The sequence below is a fragment of the Streptomyces sp. NPDC057002 genome (assembly GCF_042673825.1).
Classification (GTDB): Bacteria; Actinomycetota; Actinomycetes; order Streptomycetales; family Streptomycetaceae; genus Streptomyces.
The window spans coordinates 588,803-614,660 of sequence record NZ_JBHURZ010000002.1 but is presented as its reverse complement, the minus strand read 5'-3'; the positions used below and the strand labels follow the sequence as shown (position 1 = coordinate 614,660).

Here is a 25,858-nt window from a genome sequence, read left to right as displayed (position 1 = left end):
CGGGCTCAGCCTCCGGCCTGGTCACTGTCCTTCAGTTCGCCCCAGCCGTGCCAGCGGTCGACCTCGATCCAGGCGCTGACCCGGGGGCGGACGCGGTCCGGGTAGGGCTTGCCGATGTAGTGCCCGGCGAGGCGGTCGATGTCGGACAAGCCCTCGTCGTCGTACATCTCGGTGACGCGGCCGATGAGGGTGACGTGGGTGTACCAGTCGTCGCCGGCGAGGACGGTGAGAGTGACGCGCGGGTCGCGGCGCAGGTGCTTGAGGCGTACGCGGCCCTCGTCGAGGTTGATCAGGACACGGCCGTCCTTCCACAGGTACCAGGTGGCGGTGGAGACCGGCGTGCCGTCGGAGCGCAGCGTGGCCATGACGCACGGGTTGGGCCGGCTCAGCAGGGCGTCGGCCTCGGGCGGCAGCGGCGGCTTGGACATAGGGGGAACCTCCTGGGTCGATCAGGTGGACGGCTTCTCGTCGAAGCTGGCGAAGTAGGCGGCGACCATGTCCTCGTCACCGTGGCCCTGGGCGGCGGCACGTTCCATACGGGTGGCGGCCGCCTCGGCGACGTCCAGGCGGACGCCGTTGCCCGCACCGGCCTGGACGATCAGGCGGGCGTCCTTGGCGGCGGTGGTCACCGCGAACTGGGGCGGTGTGAGCCGGTCGTCGAGGACCAGCTCGGACTTGGCGCGCAGATAGCCCATGTCGAGCGGGCCACCGGCGACCAGGTCGAAGAAACCGTGCGGGTCGACGTCGAGGGCCTTGGCCAGCGCCAGGGCCTCACCGGCGGCGGCCGTGACGGCGAGGACCCAGCTGTTGGCCACCAGCTTCAGCCGGGTGGCGGCACCGGCAGCCCCGTCCTCTCCGGTCCACATGGTGCGGGCGCCGACGGCGTCGAAGACCGGCGTCACCCGGTCACGCCCTTCGGCGGGCCCGGCGGCGAGCACGGTGAGCTGCCCGGCCTCGGCGGGCTGACGCGTGCCCAGGACGGGCGCGTCGTAGAAGACCAGGCCGTGCTCGCGGGCGAAGGCGGCCAGATCGGCGATGCCCTCGACACCGGCGGTGGTGGACTGTACCCACGCGATGCCGGGACGCAGGGCCGGGGCGGCCTCGCGCATCGTCTCCAGGGCGGCCGGACCGTCGTAGAGCATGGTCAGGACGACATCCGTGTCCCGCACCGCCTCTGCGGGCGTGTCGACGATCCGCACGCCCTCGGCGGCCAACGGCTCGGCCTTGGCACGCGTACGGTTCCAGGCGCGGACGGTGAGTCCGGCCCGCGCGAGGTTGCGGGCCATGGCCGCGCCCATGATGCCGGTGCCCAGGACGCTCACGGTGAGCTTGTCGGTCATTGCGCTCAACTTCCTCGGTGGTGCGGTGCGGGCGTACTGCCTGCGAACCAGCCTGCCCGCTCAGCGGCGAGCCTGCCCGGAAGCGGCGCGGGCACGCCTGTCCCACCACGCCTTTGTGCCGGTTCAGCTCACCGAGATGTCCACGGACGGTCGCAGCTTCGCCGCCGCGGCCAGCGCCTCGTGCACCGCGTGGGTGTCGAACCGGTCCAGCAGGTCCGCGTCCGCCGAGCTCTCGGCGACCGGGTAGGCGACCTGCTCGTACGCCGACTGGAAGCGGGGACCCCAGCGGCGGGCGCCGAGGCGGGCCGTACGGGAGCAGTTGTCGACCATGTACGCCACGTCCCGGGCGTGCATGTACGGCAGCAGGGAGTCGACGGCCTCGATGACGGACTCGTTGACGATCTCCGACCAGGGGTGTCCTCGGTCGGCGAACTCGTCGATCTGGGCCGTCATGGTGGCGACGAACACGCCAGCGGTGAACGGGTCGACGGGGAGGTCACGGGTGCGGCGCCGGGCCCGCACCCGGTCGCTCACCGACCACATCGGGGATCCTCCGATCCCGCTCATCGGGCGGGCGCCGAGCCGTCGTTCGACGAGGATCACGCTGCACAGTTCGGTGCCGTCGGCGACCTCGTCGTAGATCTCGGCGACGATCTCGCGCGCGGGGGCGTAGGTGGCCGTGTACGCCCGGTCGAAGAGGTCCCGGCCGGCCGGGTCGAGGCCCTCGCGCACGGCTCGCAGCCCGGCTTGGGAGATGGTGCGGGCGATCGGGCCGGTGACGTTCTCGCAGGAGCGCTCGTACGCCGTCACCTCGTCTTCGCCGGCGAGGCGGCAGCGGGTGTACAGGCTCTCGACAATGCCGTGGACGGCGCCCAGCAGGATGGCCCGTTCGCCGACGATGTCCGAGCGGTACTCGCTGTCGAGGGTGGTGCGGAAGGTGTAGGGCGAGCCGAGCGCCACGGACCAGCCGAGCGCCAGGTCGACGGCCCGCCCGTCGGGATCGGCGTGCACCGCGAAACTGCTGTTGATCCCGGCGCCGTTGATGTGCGCGCCCTGCTCGTAGAGCCGCCGCACGGAGTCGCCCATGCCCTTGGGGCACACGGCGATCACCCCGTGCCCCGACGGGAACTCCCCGCCGGTTTCCCGGAGATGGCCGAGCAGGAAGCCGTGCGAGAGGCCGATGACGGCGCCCGGTCGCAACGCGGCGAAGATCTCCTGGTGGTGCGCGGCGAGCGCGGCGTCGGCGATCAGCAGGATCACCAGGTCGCTGTCCGCCGTGACCTCGAGCCAGTCGCCGAGGCTGCCGTCGTCCTCGGTGAAGCCGTGGGCGCGGGCGTCGGCACGGGAGCCGGACCCGGGGCGCAGCCCGACGGTGACCCGGATGTCCGTGCTGGCGAGGGAGTCTCGCAGGTTGAGGGCCTGCGCCCGCCCCTGAGGGCCCCAGCCGATGACGCCGATGCGGCGGACACCGGCGAAGGCCTGCGGGAGGAGCGGGAAGAGGTGCCGTCCGCCGCGCAGCACGGTCTCGGTGCCGCCGGGCACGTCCATGGTGTCGAGCGGGAAGACGCGCGATTTGTACGTGGTCGTCGAGGTCATGGTCGAGTTGTAGGCTCGGCGGGAGTCTTGCAGCAAGCGCAACTTGTGCAGCGCGATGTTGCACTGAATGAAAGGGCCAGGTCACCCCGTGCGGGACGAGCACCGGGAGCTGCGGCTGTTCCTGCATCTGGCGCGGACGCTCAACTACGGGCGGACGAGCCTGGACTGCCACGTCAGCCCGGCGACGCTGACCCGGACCGTGCAGCGGCTGGAGGCCGGCCTCGGGCACCGGCTGTTCGACCGGGGACCGCGCGGGGTGTCGCTCACGGCGGAGGGGCACCGGTTCCGCGAGTACGCCGTCCAGGCCCTGGAGTTGTGGCGCTCGTTCCGCGAGGAGCACCCCGACCCGGCCCGGCTCACCGGCCGCCTGGCCGTGTTCGCCACGGTGACGGCGTGCCAGGCGCTGCTGCCGGACCTGCTGGGTCCCTTCCGTGCCGCGCATCCGCAGGTGCGGCTCGATCTGCGCACGGGTGACGCGGCGGCGGCCCTGGCCCGGCTGGACGAGGGCGAGGTGGACGCGGCCGTCGCGGGAATCCCGCCGAGGCTGCCGGAAGCGCTGGTGAGCCGCACGGTCGCGGTCACGGAGCTGGTCCTCGTCACGGCCCGGGACCGTCCCGATCCCGGACTCGACGGTCCGTTCGTGCTCCCCCACCGCGGTCTGGTCCGCGATGCCGCCGACCGGTGGTTCCGCACACGGGGTACGGCACCCGACGTGGCCTGCGAACCGGACGGCCACGAAGGGCTGCTGACGCTGGTCGCGCTGGGCTGCGGCACGGGTGTGGTGCCGCGCCTGGTGCTGGAGCACAGTGCGGTGCGGGACCGGCTGGTGGTGGTCCCGGCCGATCCGGCGCCGGAGCCGTTTCCGATCGGGCTGTGCGTGCGGCGGGCCGAGCTGCGGCGTCCGTCGGTGGCGGCGTTGTGGAGTCTGGCCTAGGTGAGCGCGCTGCGTGGCCTGCGCCCTAGGCAAGCGCCCCGAGGGGATCGTCCAGTACCGGCTGCCACGCCAGTTCCGCCGCGCCGACCAGGCTGTTGTGGTCGAGGGTGCACGGCAGGATGGGGACGCCGCCGCTCTGGCCCCAGAGGCTGCGGTCGGCGACGACCGCGCGGAGGCGGTCGGGGTCGGCGTCCAGGAGGGTGCGGTGCAGGCCGCCGAGGATGATGCGGTCCGGGTTGAGGATGTTGACCAGGCCGGCGAGTCCGAGGCCGAGACGGTCGATGAGGGCCTCGGTGGCGGTGCGTACGCCCGGGTCGTCGTAGTGGTGGCGGACCAGGTCGATGGACTGCTGGAGCAGGGACACCTCGGGGCCCGGGTCGCGGCCCGCCGCCGTGAGGAAGGCCAGCGGGTCGGTCTCGACGTCCAGGCAGCCGCGGCTGCCGCAGTGGCAGGGGCGGCCCTCGGGGTGCACGGTGAGGTGCCCGACCTCGAGGGCGAGGCCCGAACTGCCTCTGTGGAGGCGGCCGTCGAGGACGAGCGCACCGCCGACGCCCCGGTGGCCGGTGGCCACGCACAGCAGGTCGCGGGCGCCGCGGCCGGCGCCGTGCCGGTGCTCGGCGAGCGCGGCGAGGTTGACGTCGTTCGCGGCGAAGGCGGGTCCGTCGATGCCGGCCGCGCGCACCTGCTCGGCGAAGATGTCGCGGACGGGCGCGCCCGCGGGCCAGGCCAAGTGGAGCGGGTTGAGCGCCAGGCCCTCGGGTTCGGCGACCGCGGACGGGACGGCGAGTCCGGCGCCCACACACCGGCGCCCTGTCTCTCGCAGCAACTCGGAGCCCGCCGTGACGACGGACGCGAGCACCTTCGCCGGGTCCGCGTCGACGACCTCGCAGCCGGGCGCGGTCGCGACGATCCGGCCGCCCAGCCCGACCAGCGCCGCCCGAAACCCGTCGGCGTGCACCTGCGCGGCGAGCGCGACGGGGCCGTTCTCGGCGACGGCCAGCCGGTGTGAGGGCCTGCCCTGGGAGCCGGCCGCCGCGCCGGGCCGGGCGTCGACCCGGATCAGCCCGAGCGCCTCCAGCTCGGCGGCGACCGCGCCGGCCGTCGCCCGGGTCACTCCGAGCTCGGCGGTGAGTACAGCCCGGGTCGGCGCGCGTCCGGTGTGGACGAGTTCCAGCGCGGGTCCGAGCGCTGCGCGCCCCCGGTCCAGCCGCGTCCTCGAGGTGCTCCCGTCCCCCGCCTGCCGGGGGTCCGCCTTCCCGCTCATGAGGGCGAGTCTCCCATGATCCGCCGGGCCTGCGGCTTACAGGCCGCTGACCCGGAGCGTGATGTTGAGCCGTCCGGTCAGGCCGAGCCCGGGCGGTGCCGTGCCCCCGTGTACCCGGGGAACGCCGTGGTAGGCGAGCCGGGACGGGCCGCCGAAGACGAACAGGTCGCCGCTGCGCAGCTCGACGTCGGTGTAGGGCCGGGTGCGGGTCTCGGTGTTGCCGAAGCGGAAGACACAGGTGTCGCCGAGGCTCAGCGACACCACCGGCGCGTCCGACTTCTCGTCGCTGTCGCGGTGCATGCCCATGCGGGCGTCGCCGTCGTAGAAGTTGATCAGTGCGATGTCGTAGGCAGCCGTTGCTGGGGCGCCCAGGGCGTCCTGGACCGCTCGGCGGCCCAGGTCGCCCAGCCACTCGGGGAACGGCTTGACCGGGGTCCCGTCGCCGTCGGCCACCGTGCGGGCGTAGGCGTACGGGTACCAGTGCCAGCCGAGGCAGACCTGCCGGGCGGTCATCGTGCCGCCGCCGGGTGTGCGGACCGTGCGCAGTCCGGCCGGTGGGCGGGCCCATTCCCGGCAGGCCTCCAGCAGCTCCCGCTGGCGCTCGGCGTCCAGCCAGTCCGGTAGGTGCACGGCCCCGGCTGCCACCTGCGCAAGGGCCCTGGGGAACAGCTCGCCGTCCATGCTTCCCATCCTGCCCGACACGGCCTGAGCTGCGGCTCGGCTAGCCTTGACGCACGATGAACGACCGTATGACAACGCCGTGGGGCGAGTTCGCGCTGACCCGTTTCCCCGAGGATCCGCGTGACAGGCTGCGCGCTTGGGACGCTTCCGACGAGTACGTGCTGAGGTATCTGGAGCGGGAGCGGGTCCCGTTGTCGGGCACGGTCGTGGTGCTCGGGGACCGGTGGGGCGCGCTGGTGACGGCGCTCGCGGAGCACCGGCCGACGCAGATCACGGATTCCCATCTGGCCCAGGAGGCGACCCGGGCCAACCTGGCGCGGCACGGTGTCGAGCCCGGCGCGGTCCGGCTGCTCACCACGCAGGATCCGCCGCCCGACCGCGTCGACGTGCTCGTGGTGCGGGTGCCGAAGAGCCTGGCGCTGCTGGAGGACCAGCTGCTGCGGCTGGCGCCGGCGGTGCACGCGGGGACCGTTGTCGTGGGCACGGGGATGGTGAAGGAGATCCACACCTCGACGCTCCAGTTGTTCGAGCGGATCCTCGGCCCGACCCGTACCTCGCTCGCCGAGAAGAAGGCCCGGCTGATCTTCTGCACGCCGGATCCCGCACTGGAGCGGCCCGCCAGTCCCTGGCCGTACGTCTACACGCTGCCGGACGGCATCGGCCCGGCCTCGGGAGGCACCGTCGTCAACCACGCGGGGGTCTTCTGCGCCGACCGGCTCGACATCGGCACCCGGTTCTTCCTCGGGCAGCTGCCGAGCAGCCGGGGCGACGGCCGGCGGGTGGTGGATCTGGGGTGCGGCAACGGCGTGGTCGGTACGGCGGTGGCGCTGGCCGACCCGGAGGCCGAGGTGCTGTTCGTGGACGAGTCGTTCCAGGCCGTGGCCTCGGCGGAGGCGACGTACAAGGCGAACGGGGTACCGGGGCACGCCGAGTTCCGGGTCGGCGACGGGCTCGCCGGCGTGCCGTCGGGCAGTGTCGACCTGGTCCTCAACAACCCGCCGTTCCACTCCCACCAGGCGACGACGGACGCCACGGCCCGGCGGATGTTCACAGGGGCGCGGCGCGCGCTGCGGCCGGGCGGCGAGCTGTGGGTGATCGGCAACCGGCATCTGGGCTACCACGTCACGCTGCGGCGGATCTTCGGCAACAGCCGACTGGTCGCCAGTGACCCGAAGTTCGTGGTGCTGAAGGCCGTCAAGCGGTAGCCGGGCCTAGACGCTGCGGAGATCCATCAGAGGGCCCCTAGGGTCCTCAGGGTTTTCGCCACCGCCCGCGTCATCGCCTCTCGCGCCACCGTGAGGTAGCCGCGCGGGTCGACGGCCTCGGGATGCTCGGCGAGGAAGTCCCGGACGGCGCCGGTCAGCGCGATGTTCAGGGCCGTGCCGATGTTGACCTTGGCGATGCCGCCCACGACTGCTGCCGTGAGTTCGTCGTCGGGGACGCCGGAGGAGCCGTGCAGGACGAGCGGGACGTCCAGGGTTGCCGACAGGCGCTTGAGGAGGGCGTGATCGAGGGTCGCGGTGCGGGTGGTCATGGCGTGGGCGCTGCCGATGGCGACGGCCAGGGCGTCCACCCCCGAGTCGGCGACGAAGGCCCGGGCCTCGTCGGGGTCGGTGCGGGCACCGGGGGCGTGCGCGTCCAGCGGGGGCCTGCCGTTCTTGCCGCCGATCTGCCCCAGTTCGGCCTCGATCCAGAGTCCTTGCGCGTGGGCCCAGTCGACGGCCGCCCGGGTCGTGGCGAGGTTCTGGGCATAGGGCAGCCGGGCCGCGTCGTACATCACGGAGCTGAAGCCGGCCTCCGCCGCCTGGTACAGCAGGGCGTCGCTCTGTACGTGGTCGAGGTGCAACGCGACCGGTACGGCGGCGCGTTCGGCTTCGGCGGCGGCCGCGCGGGCGAGCGGGAGCAGGTGCCCGCCGCGGAACTTGACCGCGTTCTCGCTGACCTGGAGCACGACGGGGGCGTGCACGGACTCGGCCCCTGCGATGACCGCCTCGACGTGTTCCAGCGTGATGACGTTGAACGAGGCGACGGCCGAGCAAGCCTCGGCGGCGCGGGTGACGAGCTCGCCGGTGGTGGTGAGGGGCACGGTGCCTCCAGGGTCAGGGACGAGGATCACCGAGGTCAGTGAGTGAGGATCACCGAGCGGGTGAGATGGCGGGGGCTGTCCGGGTCGAGGCCGCGTGACGCGGCGACCGCGACGGCGAGCCGCTGGGCACGGACGAGTTCGGCGAGCGGGTCCAGGGTTCCGGCGATCCACAACGCGCCCGTGCCGCGGACCTGTTCGGCGAGGCCGTCCGGCGCGTCCCCGAACATCCAGGTCGCGGTGGAGCTGGTGGTGACGCTGATGGGCCCGTGCCGGTACTCCATCGCCGGGTAGGCCTCCGCCCAGGACAGCGACGCCTCGCGCATCTTCAGCCCGGCCTCGTTGGCCAGGCCGATGGTCCAGCCGCGTCCCAGGAAGGCGAACTGGGCGCATTCCACCAGGCCTTCGGGCAGGGGTTCCGCCAGGGCGGTGCGCGCGTCGGTGACGGCCGTGGCGGGGTGGAGTCCCAGATGGGCGCGGAGGAGAGTGAGGGCGGTGGTCGCGAACCGGGTCTGGACGACGGAGCGTTCGTCCGCGAAGTCGAGCACCGCGAGCTCGTCGGCCGCCGTCATCACGGGCGTGTCCGGGTCGGCGGTGATCGCGGTGGTGCGGGTGCGGCCCTTCAACCGGCCGAGCAGGTCGAGGACTTCGGTCGTGGTGCCGGAGCGGGTGAGGGCGACGACCCGGTCGTAGCCCCTGCCGTACGGGAATTCCGAGGCGGCGAACGCGTCGGTCTCGCCCTGGCCGGAGTCCTCGCGCAGGGCCGCGGCGGCCTGCGCCATGAAGTAGGAGGTGCCGCAGCCGACGATCGCGACCCGCTCCCCGGTCGCCGGCAACACCTCCGCGTATCCCGCCGCCTCCGAGGCGGCGCGTGTCCAGCACTCGGGCTGGCTGATCAGCTCGTCCTCGACATGCGTCATGCCGCACCCTCCGCTCTGATTGCTCCTGCAAGATATCGCCAGCTTTCGAGCAACATCAAGCATTACGTGAGATCGGGTGCGCTAGGGTCGCCCGGAGATCGAGATGTGGAGGTGCGGATGTCGCGCGACGCCCGCTGGAAGGCGCTGCTGGACCTGCTCGTGGAGCGCGGCCGGCTGGACGTCGAGGAGGCGGCCGGGGAGCTCGGAGTGTCGGCCGCGACGATCCGCCGCGACTTCGACGGGCTGGCCGAGCAGCAGATGCTGGTGCGCACCCGGGGCGGCGCGGTCGTGCACGGCGTGTCGTACGAGCTGCCGCTGCGCTACAAGACGGCTCGGCACGCCTCGGAGAAGCAGCGCATCGCGAAGGCGGTGGCGGATCTGGTCGCGCCCGGTGAGGCGGTCGGGCTGACCGGCGGTACGACCACCACCGAGGTGGCGCGGGCGCTGGCGGCGCGCGGGGATCTGGCGTCCGGGTCGCCCGCGCTGACCGTCGTGACGAACGCACTGAACATCGCCAACGAGCTGGCCGTACGCCCCCAGTTCAAGATCGTGCTGACCGGCGGGGTGGCCCGCGCACAGTCGTACGAGCTGGTCGGGCCGCTCGCGGACGGGGTGCTCGGGCAGATCACCGTCGATGTGGCGGTGCTCGGCGTGGTCGCCTTCGACGTCACGCACGGGGCGGCTGCGCACGACGAGGCCGAGGCCGCGATCAACCGGCTGCTGTGCGAGCGCGCGGAGCGCGTGGTCGTGGCCGCCGACTCCAGCAAGCTGGGCCAGCGCGCGTTCGCCCGGATCTGCGCGGCCGAGGCGGTGGACACGCTGGTCACGGACACGGCGGCCGCCCCGGAGACGCTGCGCCCCTTCGAGGAGGCCGGGCTGCGGGTCGTCACGGTGTGACACTCGGCCGCTTTCCCTGTGCGGGCCTAAGCTGATAGCCAGGCGCTCGCCAGGGCAGGGAGGCTGCCATGCGGGGAACAGCGGACGGCCGGCGGTATCTGCCGATCGCCGAGCACGGGCTGATCGGCGACCTGCGCAGCGTGGCACTGGTGGGGACCGACGGCACCATCGACTGGTACTGCTGCCCGGCCTTCGACGCGCCGAGCGTGTTCGCCTCGATCCTGGACGCGGAGCGCGGCGGCTGCTTCGAACTGGCGGCGACCGTGCCGGCCCGGACCAAGCAGTTCTACTTCCCGGACACCAACGTCCTGATGACCCGGTTCTTCACCGAGGACGGCGTCGGCGAGGTGCAGGACTTCATGCCGGTGGACGGCGAGCCGGCCGAGGCCGAGCGGCACCGGCTGATCCGGCGGGTGGTGTGCGTACGCGGCTCGATCCCGTTCCGTACACGCGTGGCTCCCCGGTTCGACTACGGCACCCGGCCGCACACCGTCCGGCTGAACGGCGAGACGGCGCTCTTCGAAGCCGACGGGATGGCGCTCGCGCTGACCGCGACCGTGCCGCTGGAGGCCGACGGTCCTGACGTGTGCGGGGACTTCAAGCTCGGCGAGGGCGAGTCGGCGGTGTTCGCGCTGGACAAGGTCGGCGGCGAGGTGTCGCCCCGCCGGTGTGCGCGCACGGAGGCGGAGGAGCAGCTCTCGGCGACGGTGGCGTACTGGCGGGCCTGGCTGGCGTCGTCGCGGTACCGGGGCCGCTGGCGGGAGATGGTGCACCGCTCGGCCCTGACGCTGAAGCTGCTGACGTACGCGCCGACCGGGGCGATCGTGGCCGCGCCGACGACGAGCCTGCCCGAGCGGCTCGGCGGCGAACGCAACTGGGACTACCGGTATGTGTGGGTGCGCGACGCGGCGTTCTGCGTCTACGCCCTGCTGCGGCTGGGCTTCACCGGCGAGGCCGAGGCGTTCATGGACTTCGTGTCCCGGCACATCAGCCCGGGCGAGGGCAAGCACTCCGGACCGCTGCAGATCATGTACGGCATCGACGGGCGCACCGACCTGCCCGAACGCACTCTCGACCATCTGGAGGGCCACGAGAACTCCGCTCCGGTACGGGTCGGCAACGCGGCGGCCGACCAGCTCCAGCTCGACATCTACGGCGCGCTGATCGACTCCATCTACCTCTACGACAAGTGGGCCAAGCCCATCTCCAGCGGCCAGTGGGACGATGTGACCGCGCTGGTGGACTGGGTGTGCGCGCACTGGGACCAGCCCGACGAGGGGGTCTGGGAGACCCGGGGCGGCCGCAAGAACTTCCTGTACTCGCGGCTGATGTGCTGGGTGGCGATCGAGCGGGCCATCCGGATGGCCACCCGGCGCGGGCTGCCCGCCGATCTGCCGCGCTGGCGGGAGTGCCGCGACACGATCTACCGGCGGATCATGAGCCGGGGCTGGTCCGAGGAGCGCCGGGCCTTCGTCCAGCACGAGGACGGCGACGTGCTGGACGCGGCCGTGCTGATGATGCCGCTGACGAAGTTCATCGCCCCGACGGACCCCAAGTGGCTGTCGACGCTGGACGTCCTCACCGAGGAACTGGTGTCGGACTCGCTGGTCTACCGCTACGACCCGCAGTCCAGCCCCGACGGTGTGCGCGGTGACGAGGGCACGTTCTCCATCTGCTCGTTCTGGTTCGTCGAGGCCATGGTGCACGCCGGCCGGATCGACGAAGCGCGCCTGGCCTTCGAGAAGATGCTGACGTACGCCAACCATCTCGGCCTGTACGCCGAGGAGATCAGCCACACCGGGGAGCAGCAGGGCAACTTCCCGCAGGCGTTCACGCATCTGGCACTGATCAGCGCGGCTTTCAACCTGGACCGGGCGCTCGGCTGAGGCTCAGTGCCCGTGGCCGTCGTCCGCATGCCCCTCAGGGGTATCCGGTTCAGCGGCCGCAGCCCCTCCTGCCCGGACGGTGAACGCGGCCGTGCGGACCTTTCCCTCGTGCTTGAAGTCGAGGAACAGGCGGTAGGAACCGGCGCTGGGTGCCGTGGCCGTGAACGAGACGGCCGGGCCGGGCCGGGTGGTGCCGTCGCCGGGTTCGCCGTTGGGGTGGACATGCAGGTAGGCGAGGTCGCCGGAGCGCAGGGCGACCAGGTGGCCGTACGCGCCGAGGTAGGGCTGGAGGTCGGTGACGGGCTTGCCGGCGCGGGAGACCTGCAGTTTCAGTTCGCTCGCCCTGCCCGGGCGCAGGGCGCCGGCCAGTTCGACCTCGTAGCCGTCGGTCTCGGCCGTGGTGCTCGCCGGCGGGAGTTTCTCCGGCTGGTACCGGCCGGAGGCGGCGAGGTCCGCGCCGAGGGTGAGGTTCCGGGCGTTCTCCTTCGCCGGGGTGAAGTCGGCGAAGACGCGGTAGCCGCCGGCGCGGGGCAGGTCGACGGGGATGCTCCAGGTGCCGTCGGCGGCGCGGGCGGGGTGCAGGTGGCGGTAGGTGACCAGGTCGCGTGAGGCCACGATGAGGTGGAGTTCCTTCTCGTGTTCGCGCTGGTAGGCGGTGACTGCCCGGCCGCTGCCGTCCCGGACGGTGAAGCGCAGGTCGGCCCGCTGTCCGGCGGTGACGCGCGGGGTCTCGAGGTCGAGCGTGTAGCCGCCCTCGGAGATCTGGAGTCCGCCGGCCGGGGGCGTCTCCTGTCCGGCGTGACCCCCGTCCTCCTTCGGCTCCGGCGCGGGCCGGGTGTGCTCGTCCTCGTGCTTCGGCGGCCGGTCGGCGACGACGGGGTCGATGCCCTGCCCGACGCCGTAGGCCGTGCCGAACGTCGCGGCCAGGGCGGCGGCGAAGGCGGTGATCTTCAGTCCGGTATTCATGGCCGGCGTCTCCTTCAAGAAGCGGGCCTCCCGCTCGGATGCGGGGACTCCATGCAGCTCACCATACCCCTGGGGGGTAACGAGTCAAGCTGTTCTCGCGCTTGCATCCTATACCCCTCGGGGGTATACAGGAACTCGGCGAGGGGATACCCCCGCCCCGTATTCTTCGGAAGCATTCCTAGGAGGCACCGATGCCCGCCACCACCTACGCCGTCGCCGGAATGTCCTGCGGTCACTGCAGGGCCACGCTGACCGAGGCCATCGGCGGGCTGGACGGCGTCAGCGGCGTCGACGTCGATCTCGGCGCCGGACACGTCACCGTCACCAGTGCCGCCGAGCCCGACGACGCCGTGATCGCGGAGACCGTCGACGAGGCCGGCTACGAGCTGACCGGGCGGGTCTGACCATGACCACCGAAACGGTCGGGACCGGCGCCGAAGTGGAGCTCGCCATCGGAGGCATGACCTGTGCCTCCTGCGCGGCGCGCATCGAGAAGAAGCTCAACCGCATGGACGGGGTCACCGCCACCGTCAACTACGCCACCGAGAAGGCGAAGGTCAGCTACTCCGATGACGTCTCGGTCGGGGATCTGATCGCCACCGTCGAGGCCACCGGGTACACCGCCCAGGAACCGGCACCGGCCGAGGGGCACACCGAGCCCGCCGAGGAGACCGACGAACTCCGTCCACTGCGCGAGCGGCTGGTCACGGCCGTGGTGCTGGCGGTGCCCGTCGTGGCCATGGCCATGATCCCGGCGCTGCAGTTCGAGTACTGGCAGTGGCTGTCGCTCACGCTGGCCGCGCCTGTCGTGACGTACGCGGCCTGGCCCTTCCACAAGGCCGCGTTCACCAACGCCCGGCACGGCGCGGCCACCATGGACACGCTGATCTCGGTGGGCACCTCGGCCGCGTTCCTTTGGTCGCTGTGGGCGCTGTTCTTCGGCACCGCGGGCACGCCGGGCATGACGCACCCCTTCGAGCTGACCATCGAGCGCACGGACGGGGCGGGGAACATCTACCTGGAGGCCGCCGCGGGCGTGACGGCCTTCCTCCTGGCCGGGCGGTACTTCGAGGCCCGCGCGAAGCGCAAGGCGGGGGCAGCGCTGCGGGCGCTGCTGGAGCTGGGCGCGAAGGACGTCACCGTGCTGCGGGACGAAGGCCGTGAACAGACCGTTCCGATCGCGGAGTTGAGGGTCGGCGACCGCTTCCTGGTCCGGCCCGGCGAGAAGATCGCCACCGACGGGACGGTCGTCGAGGGTTCCTCGGCCGTGGACGCCTCGATGCTCACCGGCGAGTCCGTGCCGGTGGAGGTCGGCACCGGCGACCCGGTCACGGGCGCCACGATCAACGTCGGCGGGCGGCTCGTCGTGCGCGCCACCCGGGTCGGTTCCGACACCCAACTGGCCCGCATGGCCCGGCTGGTGGAGGACGCGCAGAACGGCAAGGCCGCGGCGCAGCGGCTCGCGGACCGGATCTCCGCCGTGTTCGTGCCGGTCGTGATCGCACTCGCACTGGGCACACTGGGCTTCTGGCTCGGCAACGGCGCCGGTCTGACGGCCGCCTTCACGGCCGCGGTCGCCGTCCTGGTCATCGCCTGCCCGTGCGCCCTCGGCCTGGCCACGCCGACCGCGCTGATGGTAGGCACCGGGCGGGGTGCCCAGCTCGGCATCCTCATCAAGGGCCCGGAGGTCCTGGAGTCCACGCGCCGGGTCGATACCGTCGTCCTGGACAAGACCGGCACCGTCACCACCGGCCGGATGACCCTGCTCGCCGTGCACACCGCCGACGGCACCGGCGAGGCCGAGGTGCTGCGGCTGGCCGGGGCACTGGAGCACTCCTCCGAGCATCCGATCGCCCGGGCCGTCGCCGACGGGGCGCTGGAGAAGCTGGGCGGCGCGCTGCCCACGCCGGAGGACTTCGCCAATGTGCCCGGGCTCGGCGTCCAGGGCGTCGTGGAGGGCCACGCGGTGCTCGTCGGGCGGGAGCGGCTGCTGGCCGACTGGGCGATGGAGCTGCCGGAGGACCTGGCCCGTGCCAGGGCGGCGGCCGAGGACGCCGGGCGTACCGCCATCGCGGTCGCCTGGGACGGTGAGACGCGTGCGGTGCTGGAGGTCGCCGACGCTGTGAAGGAGACGAGCGCTGAAGCGATCCGGCGGCTACGCGCACTCGGGCTGACCCCCATCCTGCTGACCGGCGACAACGAGGCGGTGGCCCGGTCCGTCGCCCGCGAGGTCGGTATCGCTCCGGAGGATGTGGTCGCCGAGGTCCTCCCGCAGGACAAGGTCGACGTCGTCAAGCGGCTGCAGGCCGAGGGCCGTTCGGTGGCGATGGTCGGCGACGGTGTCAACGACGCGGCGGCCCTGGCCCAGGCCGATCTCGGACTGGCCATGGGCACCGGCACCGACGCCGCGATCGAGGCCGGGGACCTGACCCTGGTGCGGGGCGACCTGCGGGCCGCTGCGGACGCCATCCGCCTCTCCCGCCGCACCCTCGGCACCATCCGCTCGAACCTGTTCTGGGCCTTCGCCTACAACGTGGCGGCCCTGCCGCTGGCCGCGGCCGGACTGCTCACGCCGATGATCGCCGGGGCCGCCATGGCCTTCTCCTCGGTGTTCGTCGTCGGCAACTCGCTGCGGCTGCGCACCTTCCGGGCCGCCGGCTGAAGCGGTCGCAGGACCGGCACGGCGGCCCGGTCAGCGGTGGCGCCACACCAGCGTGTAGCGCCAGAACAGACGGCGGCGCAGACGGGCACCGGGCAGGACGGCACACGCCTCGCGGAGGATCTCGGAGAAGGTCATGTCCGCCGGTCTCGTGGGGGCCGTCATCGAGGCCGGGCGTGCTGCCCGGCGGCCCCGGTTCCGCACCAGGGCCATGACGATGTTGAGCGGGACCGACACGATGCCGAGAAGGTGGTCGGTGGGGGTCTGTTCCCGGGAGACCCCGACGACGACCAGGGTGCCGCCGGGTGCCAGACGGTCGCGGAAGGCCTGGAGGGTCTCCGTGAACGGCAGGTGGTGGAGCACGGCGACGCAGGTGATGACGTCGAACGACTCGTCGGGAAGCCCGGTCGGCGCGTCGGCCACCGCGTAGGTCACCGGGGCCGTCGCCGGGGTCAGCTCCCGCGCCCGGGCCGTGATCGCCGGGTCGGCGTCGATCCCCCGCACCCGGTCGGCCCGGGTGGCCAGCAGCCGGGCGAGGTCACCACTGCCGCACCCCACGTCCAGGGCGCTTCCCGCACGCGCGGGGAGTCGCCGCAGGATCCAGCGGTGGAAGTGGGCGTTGTGGTCCCAGGGGCGGGCGGCGTGGAAGCTCTCGAGTGCGCGCAGGACCCGGTGCGGCGGTGACGTCATGCCGCAAGTTCACCAGGTCGCCCGGACGGCCGTGCCCGAGTCCGCCTCACGGCTCACGGCTCACGGATGGCCGTCCGCCGCGTGGGCACTCAGCAGGTACCGGCCCGCGGGGGCGCCGAGCGTGCGCCCGGCGTGAGCCGGTACCTTGCTGGGGAAAGGCCACTGCGGGGAGAAGCACATGACCGATCCGACGATCACAGACGCGGACGCCCCCCGTCCGCTGCCGGGCGGAGGGAAGCCCGCGAGCGGACCCGGCCGGCTCCTGGCCGCCGTACTCGGCGATCTCAGGGCCGTGGACGGCGCCCTGTACGCGGCGGTGGCGGCCACCCCCACGCCCACCCTCGACCGGACGCTGCGCCATCTGTCCCACGCGGCCGACCACTCCAAGATCTCGTTCGGCATCGCCGCCGCCCTTGCTCTGGCCGGGAAGCGCCCGCGCCGGGCCGCGATCGTCGGCGTCGGGGCGATCGCCGTGGCGTCGGCCTCCGCCAACCTGCTCGGCAAGCGCCTGGTGCGCCGGGCCCGGCCGGACCGGGAGGCGGCCCGGGTGACGGTGGACCGGCATGTCCGGATGCCCACGTCGGCCTCGTTCCCGTCCGGGCACACGGCGTCGGCGGTCGCGTTCGCCACCGCCGTCGGTGTGGTCCTGCCGCCCGCCGCGGTGCCGCTCGGGGCGCTGGCAAGTGCGGTCGGCTACTCCCGCATCCACACGGGCGTGCACTATCCGGGCGACGTGGCCGCCGGCGCGGTCCTCGGCATCGCGAGCGCCGCCGCGGCGCTGGCCGCGGCGGCGGCCACTCCGTCGGCACGGACCCAGGCGCTCCTGACGGCGGCCCGTTCATGGCCGCGGATCAGCATCGGCTCCACCGGCCGTTGAGGCCGTCGGCCGGGCGTGCGGCCTGCCGCCCCGCGCCCCGGCCCCGGCACACCGGCAGACCCTCAGCCGAAGGCCTTCACCGCCTGGTAGTACGTCCACGCCGTGCTGTCGCAGGCGTTCTTCGTGCCGCCCGTGTAGGCGGCGCAGATCCGCTTGAGGTCCTCGTAGAAGGCGCTGTCGAGACGGGACTTGTCGGCGCTGAAGGTGCCTGCGGCCTTGTAGTTGCGGTAGCCGAAGTCGTGGCGGGCGCAGGACATCGAGAAGGGGAAGCCGAACGGGTTGTCCGGCGACGAGGAGCAGTAGTCGGTCGACCAGTCGAAGGCGTACGCGGCCCAGGTGGACTGGTTCGCGCGGGCGGCGGCCCAGGCGTTGTAGCTCGAAGCGCTGGTCTGCGTCCAGCTCGCGAGCACCTGGGGCTTGTCGGCGGGGGCGGCACTCGCGAGGGTCGCGGTGCCGACGACGGTGACGAGGGACAGGGTTGAGGCGGCAAGACCGGTGGCGAGTCTGCGGTGCATCCCACACCTCCATGAGGCTGCGGCCCGCCGATCGAGCCGCAGGTTCATGACAAGAGCATCGCCACCTCCCGAGGGTGCTCACACCTGAGGTGCCCCAATGGCCCCTTAATTCTTGGCTATTGAACGAGAACGGCAGCCGACCGGCGTACGTCGACGGCGGTGAGCGCGAGGGCCATCGGCCCCGGGACCAGGAAGGCCAGGGGCAACAGCATCCACGCGCACAGCGCGGCCGTCGCGACGGCGAGCAGGACCAGCCCGCTGCCGCCCACGTCCCCGACGGCGTCCCGGGCGGCCCCGCGCACCGCCGCGCGCCAGTCGGTGAGCGACTCGGGACGTCCGCAGGCCCGCAGGCCGACGACCGTCGCGCAGGCCCCGATGACGGCGGCGGCCACCGCGAACAACCGCGCCCCGGGCAGCCCCGCCCCGGCCAGCGCGAGGTCGGCCGCGAGCAGCAGCAGGCCGGCCAGGGCCACGCCTCCCGCCAGCAGGTCACCGGCCCGGAGCCGCCGCCGCAGCAGGGCGAAGTACCGCCCCGCCGTGACGGGCCGGTCCTGTCCCGCGCCGCGCAGTACGGCGCAGGCCGTCGACAGCGCGGCCGGTGCGGTCACCAGCGGCAGACAGGCCGCCGCCGTGGCGAGGCCGACGCTCAGCACATCGGCGAACAGGGCCATGCGCGGCCCGAACACCTCACCGGCCTCACGAGTGCGCACCCCGCTCACCCCTTGACTCCGGAGCTGGCCATGCCCTCCACCAGGAACCGCTGGAAGGCGAGGAAGAACAGCACGATCGGCAGCAGCGCGATCACCGACAACGCGAACATCGGGCCGAACGCGGAGGTGCTGGAGGCGTCCACGAAGGAGCGCAGCGCGAGGGTCAGCGTGAACTTCTCCGGGTCGAAGAGGTAGATGAGCTGCGTGAAGAAGTCGTTCCAGGTCCAGATGAAGGTGAAGATTGCCGTGGTGATCAGGGCCGGGCGGGTGAGCGGCAGCACGACCTGGAAGAAGCTGCGGAAGGGCCCGCAGCCGTCGATCCGGGCCGCCTCCTCCAGCTCGCGCGGCAGCCCGCGCATGAACTGCACGATGAGGAAGACGAAGAACGCCTCGGTGGCGAGGAACTTCGGCAGGATCAGCGGCCAGTAGGTGTTCACCAGGCCGAGCTGGTTGAAGATGATGTACTGCGGGATCAGCACCGCGTGGTGCGGAAGCATGATCGTGGCGATCATGAAGGCGAACAGCGGCCCGCGGAAGCGGAACCTGAGGCGCGCGAAGGCGTAGGCGGCGAGCGAGCAGCTGATGACGTTGCCGAGGACCGCGCCGCCCGCGATCAGCAGCGAGTTGCCGAGCAGCCGCCAGATGGAGACGTCGTTGACGCCGTCCAGGGCGGTGGAGTAGTTCGACCACTCCAGGTGGCTGGGCAGCAGGTTCAGGCTCGCGATGACCTCGTCGGCGGGCTTGAGCGAGGTGGCCAGCAGCCAGGCCAGCGGGTACAGCATGACCAGCAGCGCGGCCAGGCAGCCGAGGTGCACGGCGACACGGCCCCAGCGAACGGGCCTGTGCGTAACGGTCGTAGAGGTCACCGGTCCCCCTCGGAGGCGTAGAAGACCCAGGAGCGCGAGGTGCGGAACAGCACCGCCGTGACGACGCCGATCACGAGGAGCAGCACCCAGGCCATGGCGGAGGCGTAGCCCATGTGGGAGGCGACGAAGCCCCGGTCGTAGAGGTACATGGTGTAGACGAGGGTCGAGTCGGCAGGTCCGCCCTTGCCCGCGCTGATCGCGAAGGCGGGCGTGAACACCTGGAAGGCCTGGATGGTCTGCAGGACCAGGTTGAAGAACAGCACCGGGGACAGCATCGGCACGGTGACCGACAGGAACTGCCGCCACTTGCCCGCCCCGTCCACCGCCGCCGCCTCGTACAGCTCGGCGGGGATCTGCTGGAGCCCGGCGAGGAAGATGACCATCGGCGCGCCGAACTGCCACACCGTCAGCAGCGCGACGGCCAGCAGCGCGAAGCCGGGCTTGTTGACCCAGCCGCCGGTGCCGAGCAGGTTGTCGACCGTGCCGCCGTCGTTGAAGACCGCTCGCCAGACCAGGGCGATGGACATCGACGCGCCGAGCAGCGAGGGCGCGTAGAAGGCGGAGCGGTAGAAGCCCTTGCCGCGCTTCATGCCCTTCAGGGCGAGCGCGACGACGAGGGCGAGCGCGAGTTGCAGGGGCACCGCGATGACGACGTACGTCAGGGTCGTCACGACCGAGCGCCAGTAGCGCGGGTCCTCGGTGAACATCTGCGCGTAGTTGCGCAGGCCCACCCACTTCGGCGGGTTGAACAGGTCGTAGTCGGTGAACGACAGGTACAGCGACACGGCCATCGGCAGCAGCGTCAGGACGGTCGCCCCGAGCACCCACGGGGAGAGGAACACCCAGGCGGCGCCCTGGCGTTCGCGCCTGGGGCGGCGCTTCGGGGTGGTTGCGGGGGCGCGCTTCGCCTCCGAGGGGATCGCGGTGGTGGTCATGACCTCAGCTCCGCTTTCGCCTCGGTGACGTAGTTCTCGGCCGCCTGGCGGGGCGACATGCGCGCATAGGACACCTGGTCGTAGTCGCGCTGGAAGGTGGTCTGCAGGGCGTTGTCGCCCGAGGGCGGGGCCTGGGGCGGGTCCTTGAGCTTGCCGTCCAGGGATGCCTGGAAGTCGGCGATGGTCTTGTCGAAGTCCTTGAGCTCCGGGCCGATCTCGTCGCGGATGGTCTCGTTGACGGGGATGCCGCGGCCGGCGCCGAGGATCTTCGCGGCCCGCCGGTCGTTGATCATGAAGTCGACGAGCTGGGCCGCCTCCTTGGGGTGGCCGGTGTTGGCCGAGACGCCGAGGAACATGGACGGCTTGAAGTACTGGCCGGGTGTGCCGTCCTCGCCGGACGGCATGGGGGCGAGGGCGACTCCGCCCTTGACCAGGGCCGTGTAGCCGCTGGACGGGGCGTCCCAGTTGTTGTCGGAGGTCGCCTCGCCGCGCCCGAGCGGGGTGTTCTCCACGGTGCCGTCCAGCTGGGTGGTCTGCTCGGCGGGCGAGACGGCCCCCTCACGCCGGAGCCGGTCCGTGAAGGTCCACCAGCGGGTGAGGTCGTCGGCGGTGAAACCGAGGCCGCCGGCCTCGGTGTAGAGGGACTTGCCCTGTCCCCGCAGCCAGACTTCGAAACCGTCCTCGCTCCAGCCGGGGTCGGTGGCTCCGGGCCTGCCGGTCTTCTTCGCGAGGGCGCGCATGGCGTCGGCCCACTGGCTCCAGGTCCAGCTCTCGCCGGGGAGCGGAACGCCCGACTTCTTCCAGGTCGCGACGTCGTAGACGACGGTCTCGGTGCCGCGGCCCTGAGGGATCGCGTACTGGACGTCGTCCACGCGGCCGGTGCCGAGCAGCCCCTGGTCGATCTCGGAGGTGCGCAGGACCGGCTTCTGCTTCGCCAGGTCGAGCAGCACACCGCCGGAGGCGTACTGGTCGATCTGGCGGTAGTCGAGCTGCATGACGTCCGGGGCGTCACCGCCGGCGGCCTGGGTGGCGAGCTTCTGTTTGTAGGCGTCGTAGCCGGAGAACGACGTCGTGACGTCGATGTCCGGGTGCTGTTTCTCGAACAGCGCGACGGCCTGCTCGGTGCGTGCCGCGCGGTCGGGGTTGCCCCACCACGTGTAGCGCAGCACGACCTTGCCGCCGCCGGCGGATTCCCCGGTTCCTCCGCAGCCTGCCAGCACGGCGCACAGTGCCAGTGCGGCGGCCGACGCGCAGAACCCCTTTGTCCTGTGTCCGGGCATGCCGAGGTCACCTCTCCCTTCCTCGGACTTCCTGTTGGCCCCCCTCGGCCTGCTGCCCCGCCCCCCTTGCCCGGTTACTCGCCCTGGTAGGGCAGCGTCGTCCCGGGCAGGTTGTACTCGTCCCGGCGGCCGCACATGCCGAAGCCGCCGAGCCTTGTGGGCGCGGCCTCGTGGGCGGTGGCCTCGCCGAGATGGACGGGCTCCCCCGCCTCCAGTGCGTCGAGCTGGGCGCCGGTGCGTTCGGCGGTGGCCAGCGCACCCGCCCGCCACAGCTCGCGCCAGGTCGGGACCTTGTCGCGCACGATCCGCGCGGCGGCCCGCTGGAACTCCAGGTACGGGCCGTTGTCGCCGGCTTCGAGGGCCTCGCGCAGGACGAGGTAGCCCTCGACGGCGAGGTCCCTGCGGCGCCGGGCGGCCGCCGCCGTCTCCGGTCCCGTCCCGGGCGGCAGCTTCGCGGCGGCGGCGTACTTCTCCGGGTCGGCGAGCACCTCGGGCGGGAAGGTGAACACGGCGTCACCCGCCTCGGGCAGGCCGCTGTTCTGCATCAGCACGGTGATGCGCAGGTCGCCGCCCTGCACCATGCGGTGCACGGTGCCCGGTGTGAACCAGGCGATGGAGCCGGCCGCGAGCGGGATGTCCCGGTAGCCGTCGGGGCTCAGCGTCTGGACCGCGCCCCGGCCGCCGGTGACGACGTACGCCTCGGTGCACACCAGGTGCAGATGCGGGCTGCCGCCGCAGACACCGTCGGCGGCCTCCCAGTCGTAGCCGCTCAGATGGGACAGGCCGATCGCGCCGGGCAGCGGGTGCGGCAGGGCGGGCTTCGGGTCGCTCACCACGGCAGGCCCTCCAGGTGCGCGCCGACCCGGTCGCGGTCCCAGGCGCCGTCGGCGACGACCAGCCGGTAGCGGTAGCCGAAGGACTCGCCCGGCGGGAGTGCGAACTCCTCGAAGAACGCCCAGGAGAAGGCGACCGTCGGGAAGGGCTCGGCGCGGACGAACCAGTGCGACTCGTGGATCGCGGACGTCTCGTCGAGGTTCTCGGGCGCGTGCGCGAAGACGAGCGTGGAGTGCCCGTCGACGTCGTCGTGCTCGGTGGTGAAGGCCAGCCAGGGGCCCTGGGTGCCCATGAGCTTGCCCGCGTCGGCGTCGGTGTCCGGGGCGAAGACCGTGCCGCCGGTGAAGTCGCGCGGGCCGCGCCACTGCAGTCCGGTGTAGCCGGCCATCTCACGGCCCGCGGTGGTCGGTGAGCCGAAGGCCAGGGGCTCGGAACGCAGGTTGGTGAGGCGGATCGACCAGTCGAGGGCCCAGGATCCGGCCTCCTCGTCCACCGAGTGGACGGTCAGCCCTCGCACCTCGCGGGCCCACTCCTCGCCGCCGTTCTCGACCCAGGTGAGGTTCTCGGTGAAGGCGAGCCGGTCTTCCTCGACCGTGAAGTCCTGGAAGCCGTCGTGCCGCATCGAGCCGACGCGCTCGGGCAGGGGCAGATAGCCCTGGCCGTGGACGTAGCAGTTGCCGCCCCAGAAGTTCTGGCCGGACAGATGGCTGGAGGTCATCTGCAGGCCCTTGTGCCAGCGGTGGTCGTTCGGGCGGTAGCCGGTGATCGTGCGGCCGGAGAGGGTGCGCACGGGGTGCGCGTAGGGCTTGCGGGACTCGAACGGATCCGGGTCGGGGCGGTAGACGTAGCGGAGGATCTCCGTGCCGCCTGCCGCCGTGACGGCGATGTCCTCGCCGTGCGTGTGGGTGACTCGGATGGTCATGCGCGCTCCTTGGGGGCCCAGTCGGGGTACTCGCCGTGCATGGCCTCGTAGAAGGGGTCGCCGGGGCCGATCTCCCCCGCGTGCACCGACCGGCCGGTGAACGCCGCCTTGTACAGGGCGGCGGCGAACTCGAGGGTGGCGCGGGCGTCCTGGCCGCTGCCCGGTGGCCGGGTGCCGGTGTCGTAGGCGTCGAGGAGCGCGCCGAGCTGGGCCGTGTGCGAACTGGGCACGTCGTTCGCGGGGGTGCGCCAGGCGGTGGCGCGCTCGGAGGCGACGTGCGGGGCCGGGGTGTAGGCCCAGCTGTCGTTGCTGTGGCCGTACAGGTGGGTGAGCTCGACCGTGGCGTCCGCGCAGTCGACGCGGATGCGGCTCACCTCGTCGGGGGAGAGCACGCTGTTCACGACGGTCGCGAGGGCGCCGCCGCGGAAGCGCACCAGCGCGGTGGAGACGTCCTCGCTCTCGGTGTCATGGACGAGCCGGGCCGCCATGGCCTGGATCTCCTCCCACTCGCCGAGCAGGTGCAGCAGCAGGTCGTACTGGTGGATGCCGTGACCCATGGTGGGGCCGCCGCCCTCGCTGGCCCACTTGCCGCGCCACGGCACCGCGTAGTACGCGGCGTCCCGGTGCCAGGTGGTCTGGCAGTGCGCGACCAGCGGGGCGCCCAGCTCACCGCCGGCGATCAGCTCGCGGGCGTGCACGGCGCCGGAGCCGTAGCGGTGCTGGAAGACGACCGCCGCGTACGCGCCGGAGGCCTCCTCGGCGGCGGCGATCTCGTCGTACTCGGCGAGTGACAGGGTCAGCGGCTTCTCGCAGAGCACCCACGCACCGGCCTTGAGCGCGGCCACCGTCTGTTCCCGGTGCAGGGAGGGCGGTGTCCCGATCAGGACCAGGTCGGGGCGTACTGCGTCCAGCATCGCGTCCACCGAGGTGTACCCGGCGACCTGGTCGCCGGCCAGCTCGCGGAAGGTGTCGAGCCGCTCCTGGTCCACGTCGACGGCGGCGACCAGCTCCACCCGGTCGGAGTGGGCCCGCAGCGCGGGCAGGTGGCTCCCGCTGACGATGGCTCCGGTGCCGACGACGGCCACGCGACGGCGGGTGGGAGACCCTGGGGACACGGACATGCGGCGCTCCTCGGACGGCCGGTGGACTCACGCTTGGAAAGCGCTTGCACTCGGAAGGTGACCCTAGGCGCGGGACCATGTCTGGACAACCCCCCTGCGACGACCTGCACAAGGTCTGCGCGAGCATTCTCCCAGCTTGGGGCGGATATTCCGGCCGTTGCCGCCGCCATGGAAACGGCATTCCCCCGCCTCCTCCCGGGGGTTGGCCCCACCATGGACGGGCTGCCAGCCGGAGTGATCGGACGGCGGTCCTTCCCTAGCGTTCTGTCGCACGACAGCCCCTTCTGCATGTCCATGCCGGACAGCCGAGGGGAGTTTCGCCACAGAAGGGACACCCACGTGTTACCCCGTTCCTCGGCAGCCCCGGGACGAGCCGCCCTGGCACTGACGGCCGCCGCCCTCGCCCTCACCGTGCTGCCTTCCACGGCCGAGGCGCTCCCCGGCACCGACCCCCTCGCCCGCTACCACCAGCAGCGCCTCGCCTGGAAGAGCTGTGTACTCGGACCCCAGGACACGACCGGCAAGGAGCTTCAGCAAGCAGGCGCCCGCTGCGCCGACGTGACGGTTCCGCTGGACTACTCGGACCCCGGCGGCCGCACGATCACCGTCGCGATATCCCGGATCCGCGCCACCGACACCGGCCGGCGCGTCGGCCCGCTGCTGCTCAACGGCGGCGGCCCCGGCGGGCCGTCGCTCGGCGACCCGCCGTGGGTGAGCAAGGCGATGAAGGACGTCGCCGCACGGTACGACGTGGTGGGCGTCGACCCCCGCTTCATCGGCCGCAGCACCCCGCTGGACTGCCGCTGGCCGACCGGCTCGGCGTGGCGCGGAGCGGGCGAGGACCGGGCCGGCTTCGACCGTGTCACCGCGTTCTCGAAGGACCTCGCCGAGCGCTGCCGCACCAACGCGGGCGATGCCCTGCCCCACGCCACGACCCGCAACACCGCGCGCGACATGGACGTCGTCCGGGCCGCGCTGGGTGAGCGGCGGATCTCCTATCTGGGCTACTCGTACGGCAGTTACCTCGGCGAGGTGTACACCACGATGTTCCCCGGGCGCACCGACCGGGTCGTCCTGGACGGAGTGATCGACCCGGACCGGTACGGGCCGAGGCTGCTGCGGGGCGTCGAGCGGGCCAACCGGCACGCGCTGGAGGGGTGGGCGTCCTGGGCGGCCGCGCGCGATGCCGCCTACGGGCTGGGCGGGACGCGCGCCGAGGTGCTGGCCACGGTGGACCGCGTCCGGACGGCCTCGGCCCGTACACCGCTGCGGCTCGGCGACCACCGGCTGGACGAGCATGTGATGCCCATGGTCGTCTTCAACGGCCTCTCCCAGCACAACGACGCCGCCTACGGTGACTTCGCGCAGGGCGTGCGGGACATGCTGCGGGCGTCCGAGGGGCGGCGGGTGACGCCGTCCCCCTGGCTCGCAGAGGTGCTCGAGTTCACGCTCACGGGCACCGACTCCCCCTACGGCAGCGCGCAGACGGCGATCCTGTGCGGCGACGGCACCGCGCCCCGTGACCCGGAGGTCTACTGGCGCGACGTCCAGCGCGGCCGGACGCACGACCCGCTGTTCGCGCCCGTCACACACAACATCAACCCGTGCGCGTTCTGGGACCGGCCGCGCGAGCGCCCGACCAAGATCCGCGACGACCTGCCGGCCCTCCTCGTCAACGCCACCGGGGACCCGCGCACCGACCACGACGGCGCCAGGACGGTGCGTGGCATGTGGCCCTCCTCGCGCCTCGTCACGCTGAGCGGTGCCGATCAGCACGCGGTGTACGGCGTCTACGGTGCGCCGTGCGTCGACGACACGGTCAACGCGTACCTCGCGACGGGCCGCCTGCCGGCGAAGGACGTCGACTGCGCGGCGAGGTAGC

At 72.5% G+C, this 25,858-nt stretch carries 25 protein-coding genes; 8 read left to right on the top strand and 17 right to left on the bottom strand.

Annotation, left to right across the window (positions count from 1 at the left end; translation table 11 throughout):
* Positions 1-5 precede the first annotated feature (5 nt).
* From ACFT32_RS10905 to ACFT32_RS10895, 3 genes are all read right to left on the bottom strand, one after another.
* Positions 6-428 carry a PPOX class F420-dependent oxidoreductase gene (locus ACFT32_RS10905; protein WP_382488072.1) on the bottom strand — a complete coding sequence of 141 codons (423 nt, stop codon included), beginning with the start codon at positions 426-428 and terminating at the stop codon, positions 6-8.
* 21 nt (positions 429-449) lie between these two features.
* Positions 450-1,349, bottom strand: a complete 900-nt coding sequence (locus ACFT32_RS10900; RefSeq protein WP_382488070.1) for an NAD(P)-dependent oxidoreductase — start codon at positions 1,347-1,349, stop codon at positions 450-452.
* Positions 1,350-1,463: 114 nt separating this feature from the next.
* On the bottom strand, positions 1,464-2,936 hold the full coding sequence (locus tag ACFT32_RS10895; RefSeq protein ID WP_382488069.1) for a ketol-acid reductoisomerase: 1,473 nt from the start codon (positions 2,934-2,936) through the stop codon (positions 1,464-1,466).
* Between the two features lie 88 nt (positions 2,937-3,024).
* Here ACFT32_RS10895 and ilvY point away from each other — a divergent pair, with 88 nt between their 5' ends.
* Positions 3,025-3,870 (top strand): HTH-type transcriptional activator IlvY, encoded by an 846-nt coding sequence (gene ilvY / locus ACFT32_RS10890; protein ID WP_382488067.1) that lies wholly within the window; start codon positions 3,025-3,027, stop codon positions 3,868-3,870.
* A gap of 25 nt (positions 3,871-3,895) precedes the next feature.
* Here ilvY and ACFT32_RS10885 read toward each other — a convergent pair whose 3' ends face one another.
* Both ACFT32_RS10885 and ACFT32_RS10880 read right to left on the bottom strand, forming a co-directional pair.
* On the bottom strand, positions 3,896-5,134 hold the full coding sequence (locus ACFT32_RS10885) for an ROK family protein (RefSeq protein WP_382488065.1): 1,239 nt from the start codon (positions 5,132-5,134) through the stop codon (positions 3,896-3,898).
* A 36-nt stretch (positions 5,135-5,170) separates the two neighbouring features.
* On the bottom strand, positions 5,171-5,815 hold the full coding sequence (locus ACFT32_RS10880; protein WP_382488064.1) for an alpha-ketoglutarate-dependent dioxygenase AlkB family protein: 645 nt from the start codon (positions 5,813-5,815) through the stop codon (positions 5,171-5,173).
* 68 nt (positions 5,816-5,883) lie between these two features.
* Here ACFT32_RS10880 and ACFT32_RS10875 point away from each other — a divergent pair, with 68 nt between their 5' ends.
* On the top strand, positions 5,884-7,020 hold the full coding sequence (locus ACFT32_RS10875; protein WP_382488062.1) for a methyltransferase: 1,137 nt from the start codon (positions 5,884-5,886) through the stop codon (positions 7,018-7,020).
* 26 nt (positions 7,021-7,046) lie between these two features.
* On the opposite strand, the gene ACFT32_RS10870 is transcribed toward ACFT32_RS10875, so the two are convergent.
* Together ACFT32_RS10870 and ACFT32_RS10865 are read right to left on the bottom strand one after the other, a co-directional pair.
* Positions 7,047-7,901, bottom strand: coding sequence for a ketose-bisphosphate aldolase (locus ACFT32_RS10870; RefSeq protein WP_382488060.1), 855 nt, complete (start codon positions 7,899-7,901; stop codon positions 7,047-7,049).
* 35 nt (positions 7,902-7,936) lie between these two features.
* Entirely contained in the window at positions 7,937-8,818 is an 882-nt protein-coding gene (locus tag ACFT32_RS10865) for an SIS domain-containing protein (protein WP_382488059.1), read from the bottom strand.
* A gap of 117 nt (positions 8,819-8,935) precedes the next feature.
* Here ACFT32_RS10865 and ACFT32_RS10860 point away from each other — a divergent pair, with 117 nt between their 5' ends.
* On the top strand, positions 8,936-9,715 hold the full coding sequence (locus ACFT32_RS10860) for a DeoR/GlpR family DNA-binding transcription regulator (protein ID WP_382488057.1): 780 nt from the start codon (positions 8,936-8,938) through the stop codon (positions 9,713-9,715).
* Positions 9,716-9,783: 68 nt separating this feature from the next.
* Positions 9,784-11,601 (top strand): glycoside hydrolase family 15 protein, encoded by a 1,818-nt coding sequence (locus tag ACFT32_RS10855; protein WP_382488056.1) that lies wholly within the window; start codon positions 9,784-9,786, stop codon positions 11,599-11,601.
* Between the two features lie 3 nt (positions 11,602-11,604).
* Here the strand turns inward: ACFT32_RS10855 and ACFT32_RS10850 are convergent, their stop codons facing one another.
* Entirely contained in the window at positions 11,605-12,567 is a 963-nt protein-coding gene (locus tag ACFT32_RS10850; protein ID WP_382488054.1) for a hypothetical protein, read from the bottom strand.
* Between the two features lie 191 nt (positions 12,568-12,758).
* On the opposite strand from ACFT32_RS10850, the gene ACFT32_RS10845 reads away from it, so the two are divergent.
* Positions 12,759-12,971, top strand: a complete 213-nt coding sequence (locus tag ACFT32_RS10845) for a heavy-metal-associated domain-containing protein (protein ID WP_382488053.1) — start codon at positions 12,759-12,761, stop codon at positions 12,969-12,971.
* 2 nt (positions 12,972-12,973) lie between these two features.
* Positions 12,974-15,229: a heavy metal translocating P-type ATPase gene (locus tag ACFT32_RS10840; RefSeq protein WP_382488051.1), complete on the top strand. Its 2,256-nt coding sequence runs from the start codon at positions 12,974-12,976 to the stop codon at positions 15,227-15,229.
* A gap of 30 nt (positions 15,230-15,259) precedes the next feature.
* On the opposite strand, the gene ACFT32_RS10835 is transcribed toward ACFT32_RS10840, so the two are convergent.
* Positions 15,260-15,916 (bottom strand): class I SAM-dependent methyltransferase, encoded by a 657-nt coding sequence (locus ACFT32_RS10835; RefSeq protein ID WP_382488049.1) that lies wholly within the window; start codon positions 15,914-15,916, stop codon positions 15,260-15,262.
* A gap of 178 nt (positions 15,917-16,094) precedes the next feature.
* Between ACFT32_RS10835 and ACFT32_RS10830 the strand changes: the two genes are divergently transcribed.
* A complete protein-coding gene (locus tag ACFT32_RS10830) occupies positions 16,095-16,793 on the top strand; it encodes a phosphatase PAP2 family protein (protein WP_382488048.1) in 699 nt (232 codons plus the stop codon).
* Between the two features lie 62 nt (positions 16,794-16,855).
* On the opposite strand, the gene ACFT32_RS10825 is transcribed toward ACFT32_RS10830, so the two are convergent.
* From ACFT32_RS10825 to ACFT32_RS10790, 8 genes are all read right to left on the bottom strand, one after another.
* Positions 16,856-17,308, bottom strand: coding sequence for a phospholipase (locus tag ACFT32_RS10825; protein ID WP_382488046.1), 453 nt, complete (start codon positions 17,306-17,308; stop codon positions 16,856-16,858).
* A gap of 116 nt (positions 17,309-17,424) precedes the next feature.
* The gene (locus ACFT32_RS10820) at positions 17,425-18,027 is read right to left on the bottom strand and encodes a hypothetical protein (RefSeq protein WP_382488044.1); all 603 of its coding nucleotides are present in this window, start codon (positions 18,025-18,027) and stop codon (positions 17,425-17,427) included.
* Entirely contained in the window at positions 18,024-18,884 is an 861-nt protein-coding gene (locus tag ACFT32_RS10815; RefSeq protein WP_382488043.1) for a carbohydrate ABC transporter permease, read from the bottom strand. Before ACFT32_RS10815 ends, ACFT32_RS10820 begins: the two co-directional genes overlap by 4 nt.
* On the bottom strand, positions 18,881-19,819 hold the full coding sequence (locus ACFT32_RS10810; RefSeq protein WP_382488041.1) for a carbohydrate ABC transporter permease: 939 nt from the start codon (positions 19,817-19,819) through the stop codon (positions 18,881-18,883). Before ACFT32_RS10810 ends, ACFT32_RS10815 begins: the two co-directional genes overlap by 4 nt.
* Positions 19,816-21,099, bottom strand: a complete 1,284-nt coding sequence (locus ACFT32_RS10805; protein WP_382488039.1) for an ABC transporter substrate-binding protein — start codon at positions 21,097-21,099, stop codon at positions 19,816-19,818. Before ACFT32_RS10805 ends, ACFT32_RS10810 begins: the two co-directional genes overlap by 4 nt.
* A 74-nt stretch (positions 21,100-21,173) precedes the next feature.
* Positions 21,174-21,935, bottom strand: coding sequence for a cupin (locus tag ACFT32_RS10800; protein WP_382488038.1), 762 nt, complete (start codon positions 21,933-21,935; stop codon positions 21,174-21,176).
* Entirely contained in the window at positions 21,929-22,855 is a 927-nt protein-coding gene (locus tag ACFT32_RS10795; protein WP_382488036.1) for a PmoA family protein, read from the bottom strand. Before ACFT32_RS10795 ends, ACFT32_RS10800 begins: the two co-directional genes overlap by 7 nt.
* Positions 22,852-23,976: a Gfo/Idh/MocA family protein gene (locus ACFT32_RS10790; RefSeq protein ID WP_382488034.1), complete on the bottom strand. Its 1,125-nt coding sequence runs from the start codon at positions 23,974-23,976 to the stop codon at positions 22,852-22,854. Before ACFT32_RS10790 ends, ACFT32_RS10795 begins: the two co-directional genes overlap by 4 nt.
* Positions 23,977-24,315: 339 nt before the next feature.
* Between ACFT32_RS10790 and ACFT32_RS10785 the strand changes: the two genes are divergently transcribed.
* On the top strand, positions 24,316-25,857 hold the full coding sequence (locus tag ACFT32_RS10785; RefSeq protein ID WP_382488032.1) for an alpha/beta fold hydrolase: 1,542 nt from the start codon (positions 24,316-24,318) through the stop codon (positions 25,855-25,857).
* Position 25,858: the final 1 nt, after the last annotated feature.

What these genes read in the sequence shown, in the direction of transcription:
- ACFT32_RS10905 (WP_382488072.1), bottom strand. Translation starts at nt 428, where the DNA reads ATGTCCAAGCCGCCGCTGCCGCCCGAGGCCGACGCCCTGCTGAGCCGG.
- ACFT32_RS10895 (WP_382488069.1), bottom strand. Translation starts at nt 2,936, where the DNA reads ATGACCTCGACGACCACGTACAAATCGCGCGTCTTCCCGCTCGACACC.
- ACFT32_RS10885 (WP_382488065.1), bottom strand. Translation starts at nt 5,134, where the DNA reads ATGAGCGGGAAGGCGGACCCCCGGCAGGCGGGGGACGGGAGCACCTCG.
- ACFT32_RS10880 (WP_382488064.1), bottom strand. Translation starts at nt 5,815, where the DNA reads ATGGACGGCGAGCTGTTCCCCAGGGCCCTTGCGCAGGTGGCAGCCGGG.
- ACFT32_RS10875 (WP_382488062.1), top strand. Translation starts at nt 5,884, where the DNA reads ATGACAACGCCGTGGGGCGAGTTCGCGCTGACCCGTTTCCCCGAGGAT.
- ACFT32_RS10865 (WP_382488059.1), bottom strand. Translation starts at nt 8,818, where the DNA reads ATGACGCATGTCGAGGACGAGCTGATCAGCCAGCCCGAGTGCTGGACA.
- ACFT32_RS10860 (WP_382488057.1), top strand. Translation starts at nt 8,936, where the DNA reads ATGTCGCGCGACGCCCGCTGGAAGGCGCTGCTGGACCTGCTCGTGGAG.
- ACFT32_RS10855 (WP_382488056.1), top strand. Translation starts at nt 9,784, where the DNA reads ATGCGGGGAACAGCGGACGGCCGGCGGTATCTGCCGATCGCCGAGCAC.
- ACFT32_RS10850 (WP_382488054.1), bottom strand. Translation starts at nt 12,567, where the DNA reads ATGAATACCGGACTGAAGATCACCGCCTTCGCCGCCGCCCTGGCCGCG.
- ACFT32_RS10845 (WP_382488053.1), top strand. Translation starts at nt 12,759, where the DNA reads ATGCCCGCCACCACCTACGCCGTCGCCGGAATGTCCTGCGGTCACTGC.
- ACFT32_RS10840 (WP_382488051.1), top strand. Translation starts at nt 12,974, where the DNA reads ATGACCACCGAAACGGTCGGGACCGGCGCCGAAGTGGAGCTCGCCATC.
- ACFT32_RS10835 (WP_382488049.1), bottom strand. Translation starts at nt 15,916, where the DNA reads ATGACGTCACCGCCGCACCGGGTCCTGCGCGCACTCGAGAGCTTCCAC.
- ACFT32_RS10830 (WP_382488048.1), top strand. Translation starts at nt 16,095, where the DNA reads ATGACCGATCCGACGATCACAGACGCGGACGCCCCCCGTCCGCTGCCG.
- ACFT32_RS10825 (WP_382488046.1), bottom strand. Translation starts at nt 17,308, where the DNA reads ATGCACCGCAGACTCGCCACCGGTCTTGCCGCCTCAACCCTGTCCCTC.
- ACFT32_RS10810 (WP_382488041.1), bottom strand. Translation starts at nt 19,819, where the DNA reads ATGACCACCACCGCGATCCCCTCGGAGGCGAAGCGCGCCCCCGCAACC.
- ACFT32_RS10805 (WP_382488039.1), bottom strand. Translation starts at nt 21,099, where the DNA reads ATGCCCGGACACAGGACAAAGGGGTTCTGCGCGTCGGCCGCCGCACTG.
- ACFT32_RS10795 (WP_382488036.1), bottom strand. Translation starts at nt 22,855, where the DNA reads ATGACCATCCGAGTCACCCACACGCACGGCGAGGACATCGCCGTCACG.
- ACFT32_RS10790 (WP_382488034.1), bottom strand. Translation starts at nt 23,976, where the DNA reads ATGTCCGTGTCCCCAGGGTCTCCCACCCGCCGTCGCGTGGCCGTCGTC.